This is a genomic window from Cryomorphaceae bacterium (assembly GCA_007695365.1).
Lineage (GTDB): Bacteria > Bacteroidota > Bacteroidia > Flavobacteriales_D > SKUL01 > SKUL01.
Map to the genome: position 1 here is coordinate 1 of REDV01000012.1, position 5,351 is coordinate 5,351.

Annotated in this window: 7 protein-coding genes; 1 reads left to right on the plus strand and 6 read right to left on the minus strand. The window is 52.0% G+C overall.

Features of this window, described 5'->3' with window-relative positions; all coding sequences use genetic code 11:
• Positions 1-262: 262 nt before the first annotated feature.
• From EA392_00220 to EA392_00230, 3 genes are read right to left on the minus strand one after another with little or no spacing between them, the layout of a single operon-like run.
• Positions 263-640, minus strand: coding sequence for a DUF4296 domain-containing protein (locus EA392_00220; GenBank protein TVR42540.1), 378 nt, complete (start codon positions 638-640; stop codon positions 263-265).
• The gene (locus tag EA392_00225) at positions 637-1,974 is read right to left on the minus strand and encodes a dihydroorotase (GenBank protein TVR42541.1); all 1,338 of its coding nucleotides are present in this window, start codon (positions 1,972-1,974) and stop codon (positions 637-639) included. Before EA392_00225 ends, EA392_00220 begins: the two co-directional genes overlap by 4 nt.
• A gap of 3 nt (positions 1,975-1,977) precedes the next feature.
• Positions 1,978-2,688, minus strand: a complete 711-nt coding sequence (locus EA392_00230) for a polyprenol monophosphomannose synthase (GenBank protein ID TVR42542.1) — start codon at positions 2,686-2,688, stop codon at positions 1,978-1,980.
• Positions 2,689-2,812: 124 nt separating this feature from the next.
• Between EA392_00230 and EA392_00235 the strand changes: the two genes are divergently transcribed.
• Positions 2,813-4,165, plus strand: coding sequence for a choice-of-anchor B family protein (locus EA392_00235; GenBank protein TVR42543.1), 1,353 nt, complete (start codon positions 2,813-2,815; stop codon positions 4,163-4,165).
• A gap of 42 nt (positions 4,166-4,207) precedes the next feature.
• On the opposite strand, the gene EA392_00240 is transcribed toward EA392_00235, so the two are convergent.
• From EA392_00240 to EA392_00250, 3 genes are read right to left on the minus strand one after another with little or no spacing between them, the layout of a single operon-like run.
• Positions 4,208-4,489, minus strand: a complete 282-nt coding sequence (locus EA392_00240; GenBank protein TVR42546.1) for a histidine kinase — start codon at positions 4,487-4,489, stop codon at positions 4,208-4,210.
• 8 nt (positions 4,490-4,497) lie between these two features.
• Complete coding sequence (locus tag EA392_00245; GenBank protein ID TVR42544.1) at positions 4,498-4,914, minus strand: hypothetical protein; 417 nt, start codon at positions 4,912-4,914, stop codon at positions 4,498-4,500.
• A 44-nt stretch (positions 4,915-4,958) separates the two neighbouring features.
• Positions 4,959-5,351, minus strand: coding sequence for a hypothetical protein (locus tag EA392_00250; GenBank protein ID TVR42545.1), 393 nt, complete (start codon positions 5,349-5,351; stop codon positions 4,959-4,961).

Genomic DNA, 5,351 nt, shown 5'->3' on the forward strand with positions numbered 1-5,351 from the left:
TCTGCTTTGAACACGGTAAGCGTTTTTGGGTTGACGGGTAAAGTTAACTTTTTCGAGATTGAACTTCAAAATATTGATGGTCAATTATTGGGGTAAGCGGAAGAGTCTGCCCATTCATAAAAGGTATCTATCGAAGGGGAGTGCAAGAATAGGGAGCTGCATACAAGACTAACTCCTTGCTCGATATCAAAAGCAAATGCCACTGAATATTGAGGGCTGATTCTACCCAAAGCCCTACCTTTGATACTATCAAATGATACTATCACCCCCCCTTCTTCCGCTGCCACTTTTCTTCGTTCTCTACGAGGTCTTCGGAGAGTTTGCGGAGGCTGTCTTCTACCTGCTCATACACCTGCAACAGGAGTTTGGGGTGACGCAGGTAGTAGTTATAGGTTGAGTCGAAATCGGTGTGGGTGGTACCGTGGCGCTCAAAAACTGCTTTGTAGTAGCCAAATACATCGCCGGTGGTGTCGCTCAAAAGGTCGTATTTCTGGTTTACCACGGCTTCTACCAGGTGCATATCTACCATCAGGGTAATGAAGTGCTCCTTGCTCAGTGCGTTGGCGGGGGGCGATTCAAGCCTGTCTGACTGGCAAGCCAGCACCAGCACCAGCGGAACGACTTTCAACCAGTGCTTCATCGGTTAAAGCTCAGGCGCATACCGCGCACTTCGTCGTTTACGCGAACGCCGTTGTACACTTGCTCACCGTTTACAAAAGTTGCCGCCACCTTGCTCCTGAAAGTATGCCCTTCAAAAGGCGACCAACCGCATTTGTACAGCAGTTTTCCTGCTTCTACGGTTTCGGGCGAATTGGGTTTAACGAGCACCAGATCGGCAAAATAACCGGGCCTGATAAAGCCGCGGTCTTTTACCGCAAACCGGATGGCCGGCGCATGACAGGCGCGCTGCACGATGAGTTCCGGACTGAAAACACCTTGATGGCACAAGTCGAGCAAGGCGAGTAATCCGTGCTGAACCAGCGGGCCGCCTGCGGGAGCCTCAAAATAGGTTTTGCCTTTTTCCTCGATGGTATGGGGCGCGTGGTCGGTGGCGAGTACGTCAATCCGGCCGTCAATCACTGCTTGTCGAACAGCCGCGCGGTCATCAGCAGTTTTTACGGCTGGGTTCCACTTGATGCGCGCACCATGGGTGTCATAATCGGCATCGGAAAACCACAGGTGGTGGGTACAGGCTTCGGCGGTTATTTTTTTCTCTTCGAGCGGAATGTCATTGCGGAAAAGCCCGGTTTCGCGGGCGGTGGAAATGTGCAGAATGTGCAGATGCGTACCGTACTTTTCGGCCAGCTCCACAGCCATGGATGAGGATTTATAGCAGGCTTCTGCGCTGCGGATAATGGGATGCCAGCGAAAAGGAATGTCTTCGCCGTGCTCATGCCTGAATCGCTCGGTATTGGCGCGAATGGTGGCCTCGTCTTCGCAGTGGGTGGCAATAAGCATTTTGCATTCGGCAAAAAGGTTTTTGAGCGTTTCGCGGTTGTCAACCAGCATGTTGCCGGTGCTGGAGCCCATAAACACCTTTACGCCACACACCTGTTGCGGGTCGGTTTTAAGTACCTCGGCGAGGTTGTCATTGCCCGCCCCCATGAAAAAGCTGTAGTTGGCCACAGATTTTTCAGCCGCCAGATTGTACTTGGCCTGCAAGAGCTCCTGTGTAAGCGTATTGGGAACCGTATTGGGCATCTCCATAAACGATGTGATGCCTCCTGCCACAGCCGCACGCGACTCGGTGTACAGATCGGCCTTGTGGGTAAGGCCCGGCTCGCGAAAATGCACCTGGTCGTCAATCAGTCCGGGCATGAGCCAGTGGCCTGAAGCGTCGTATTCCTCGCCCTTAAAACCTGCCGGAGCATCTCCTTCGTACACCTCGCGAATACGCTGTCCTTCAATCCATACGTGGCCGGTATAGCTCCTTCCTTCGTTGATGATTCGCGCGTTTTTAATCAGTAGTGCCATAGCTTATATGGTAAATCGCATTTGAAAAACGCCCCAAAAGGCCTCCTTGAAAATGTGTGTGCTCATTTTTGATTTGCCGAACTGCCTGTCCACAAAGGTGATGGGCACTTCCACCACGGTAAAATTCTTGCGGATGGCGCGGTACTTCATTTCAATCTGAAAGGCGTAACCCACAAAACGCACCTGGTCCAAACCTATGTTTTCGAGCACTTTGCGCCGATAGCACTTAAAACCCGCGGTGGTGTCTTTGATGTTGATCCACAGAATCATGCGCACATACAGCGAAGCAAAGTAAGACATCAGGATGCGCCCCATCGGCCAGTTGGCCACTTTTCCTCCAGACACGTAGCGGCTTCCAACGGCCACGTCGGCACCTCCATTGGAGCACGCGTCGTACAAGCGCAAAAGGTCATTGGGGTTGTGGCTGAAATCGCAGTCCATTTCGAACACAAAATCGTACTGGCGCTCCAGGGCCCAGCGAAAACCGGCAATATAGGCAGTGCCAAGCCCTTGCTTTCCTTTGCGTTCCAACAAGTGTAAAGAATTGGCAAATTCTGACTGAAGTTTGCGCACAATGTCGGCCGTTCCATCGGGCGAACCGTCGTCAACCACCAGCACGTGAAAAGCTTTTTCCAACGAAAAAACCTTGCGAAGCATGCGCTCAACGTTTTCTTTTTCGTTGTAAGTAGGTATAATAACCAGGCAGTTGGACACGGTGCTTGCGGGTTTTTAGGCTTGACGAAGATAGACCATTTGCCTTGAGAATGAAAACAACGCCAAAATTTGAATGCCTCGTATCCATACTAAATAAGCATCTTTAGACCTTAAACCAGACGCCATGAACACTCGCTTTGCCTTTACCGCCCTGCTCCTGTTGCTCTCAACGGGCCTTTTTTCGCAGGACTCTCAAAACGTAATTCTGCTGGATAACTGGCAGGATGACAACCTTCCTACCATCAGCCACGGCATTCGTTACAATGAAGTATGGGGCTTTGTGCATGATGGTCTGGAATACGCTGTTATAGGTTCAACCATGGGCACCCATATTTTTCGGATTACCGACGATGACACTTTTAGCGAAGTGGCGTTTGTGCCGGGCGCGTTTCAAGGGCAGGTGGTGCACCGCGATTTTCACGACTACAAAGGCTACCTCTACGGCACCTGCGACCAGGGCACCAGCACCTTGCAGATTATTGACCTGCATCTGCTACCCGATACCGTTGAGCTGGTGTACAACTCCAATGAACTCGTGACCACCGCCCACAATATCTTTATTGACAGCACTTCAGCACTGGCTTACCTGGCAGGGCCCAGTGGGTCACCTCTCAGAATTATCTCGCTGGAGGAGCCCACCCAACCCACCCTCGTCAACAACTTCTTTGGTCCGGTAAGTTACGTACACGATCTCTATGTGCGCAATGATACCGCATACCTCAACGCCGCCAATCAGGGGCTTTGGGTGGTGAATTTTGCAGACCCGCTCAATCCCGAACTGCTCGGCTCACTCACTACTTATCCCGACCAGGGCTACAACCACAGCGGCTGGTTGTCCGAAGACAGCCAATTGTACGTGTTTGCCGACGAGAACGACGGATTTGAAATGAAGGCCTGTGACGTGTCGGACCTCGGCAACATAGAGGTGCTGAGTACGTTTGCATCCAATATTTCGCCCAACAGCGTGCCGCACAATCTCATGTTGAAAGACGGCATCGTGTACGTTTCGCACTATAACGATGGCTTACAGATTTTTGACCTTAACGACCCCGAAAACCCCGAGCGTATTGCCTGGTACGACACCTTTAACGGCGACATTTCCTACTCCTTCAACGGGGCGTGGGGCATCTATGCGTTTTTGCCTTCGGGGCGCCTGCTGATCTCTGACCGAACCAGCGGGCTGTATCTTTTCAGAATGGATCTCACGCTAAGCACAGCGGAGCTCAAGCGCGAATCGAGCTTGCAGGTGTTTCCCAATCCCACTTCGGGGCCGCTCACCCTGCGTTGCGACCTGGCGCAAATTACCGGCTTGCGCATAGTAAATCTCGCCGGGCAGGAGGTTCGGTCACTTAATACTACAGGTTTGTGGCGGGGCGATGAATTGCTGCTTGATGTAGGCGATTTACCGCGTGGTTTGTACGTGATTGAAGTGCGCTCGGAGACGGAGGTGCAGCACACGAGGGTGTTGCGGTATTAGGGTTCCAACAGGCACGCGTTGCGAACGCGCCAGTGTTGTGGATTACTCGCCCATCATTTTTTTGATCTGGCGTTCTTCCCATTCGGGGCCAAACCATTTGGGTAGCACAAACACAGAGATGAAATGCGCCAGCAGGCCAAGCCCCCATCCCAGCAGTGGCCAGTAGAACCACCAAAGGCCAGGCGAGGCAAAGTAATTGAGCAGAAACAACCCAATGTTAATCAACACAAAGAAAAACAGGTGGCTGTAAAAACCTTTGAGCGCATCTACCCGCGATTTGGCAGAGTGGTATTTTTCGGCGCGTTCTCTTTCGGCAGGGTGCATCATAAGGCTTAAGGTTGAATGGTGAGTTGGGGCGTAACCACCTTGTTGCTCCAGTTTCCGGCGCGGTCACGCAATTGCACGTTAAAGGTAGTGGTTTCAGGATTTCCCGATGTATTGAGAAGAATAATATTCTCAACCACCACTTCCAGCACGCCTGTTATGGCTACGTTGGCATCTTCGGGGGCGAGGGGTGGCACGTGAAAAGTAAAAAGCAAGTCGGCGCGGTTGTCGGTAACAAACACCACGGCCGAGTCGGCGTTGGCAAAGCCGATGTCTCCGTTGCCATCGCGGTAATGCACGGGTATCATCACATCGTCGAACTGAGAATACTGCAAGGGCATGTTACCCAGCCATATTTCGGGCACGGGACTGATGGGTGCAGAAGGGTCTCCCGTGATGCGCTCTTCTTTTTCGCAGGCAGTCATGCCCACCCACAGATACAAGACGCAGGTATATCTAAGCAGATTTCTCACTCCTCAACGGTAAAACTCATGTGTAATATCCAGAAAATCTGCGTATCGGCCTGCGGAAACTCGGTGGGCTGGCTTTGCTGCGCGCCCTGCCAGTACACGCGCATGTAATACACCACTCCGGGTTCGTAATCGTCCGTGTTGATGGTGATGTTGTGGTAGTATGGCAGATCAAACCCGAGATTGAAAAGCGGAGAAGGCCCCATCAGAAAGCCTGATTGCATATTGAGCTCGGGCGTATTTCCGAAACTGAAGGGATGATTGGCGATGCGGATTTTATGATAACCGAGCGGCACAGGAGGAAAAACCACTTCGCCATCGGAGGTGTAATCAACTCCCCCAAACCACATCATTACCTGCGTGTTGGCCGGAAAAGCTGCCGGTTCAAACAA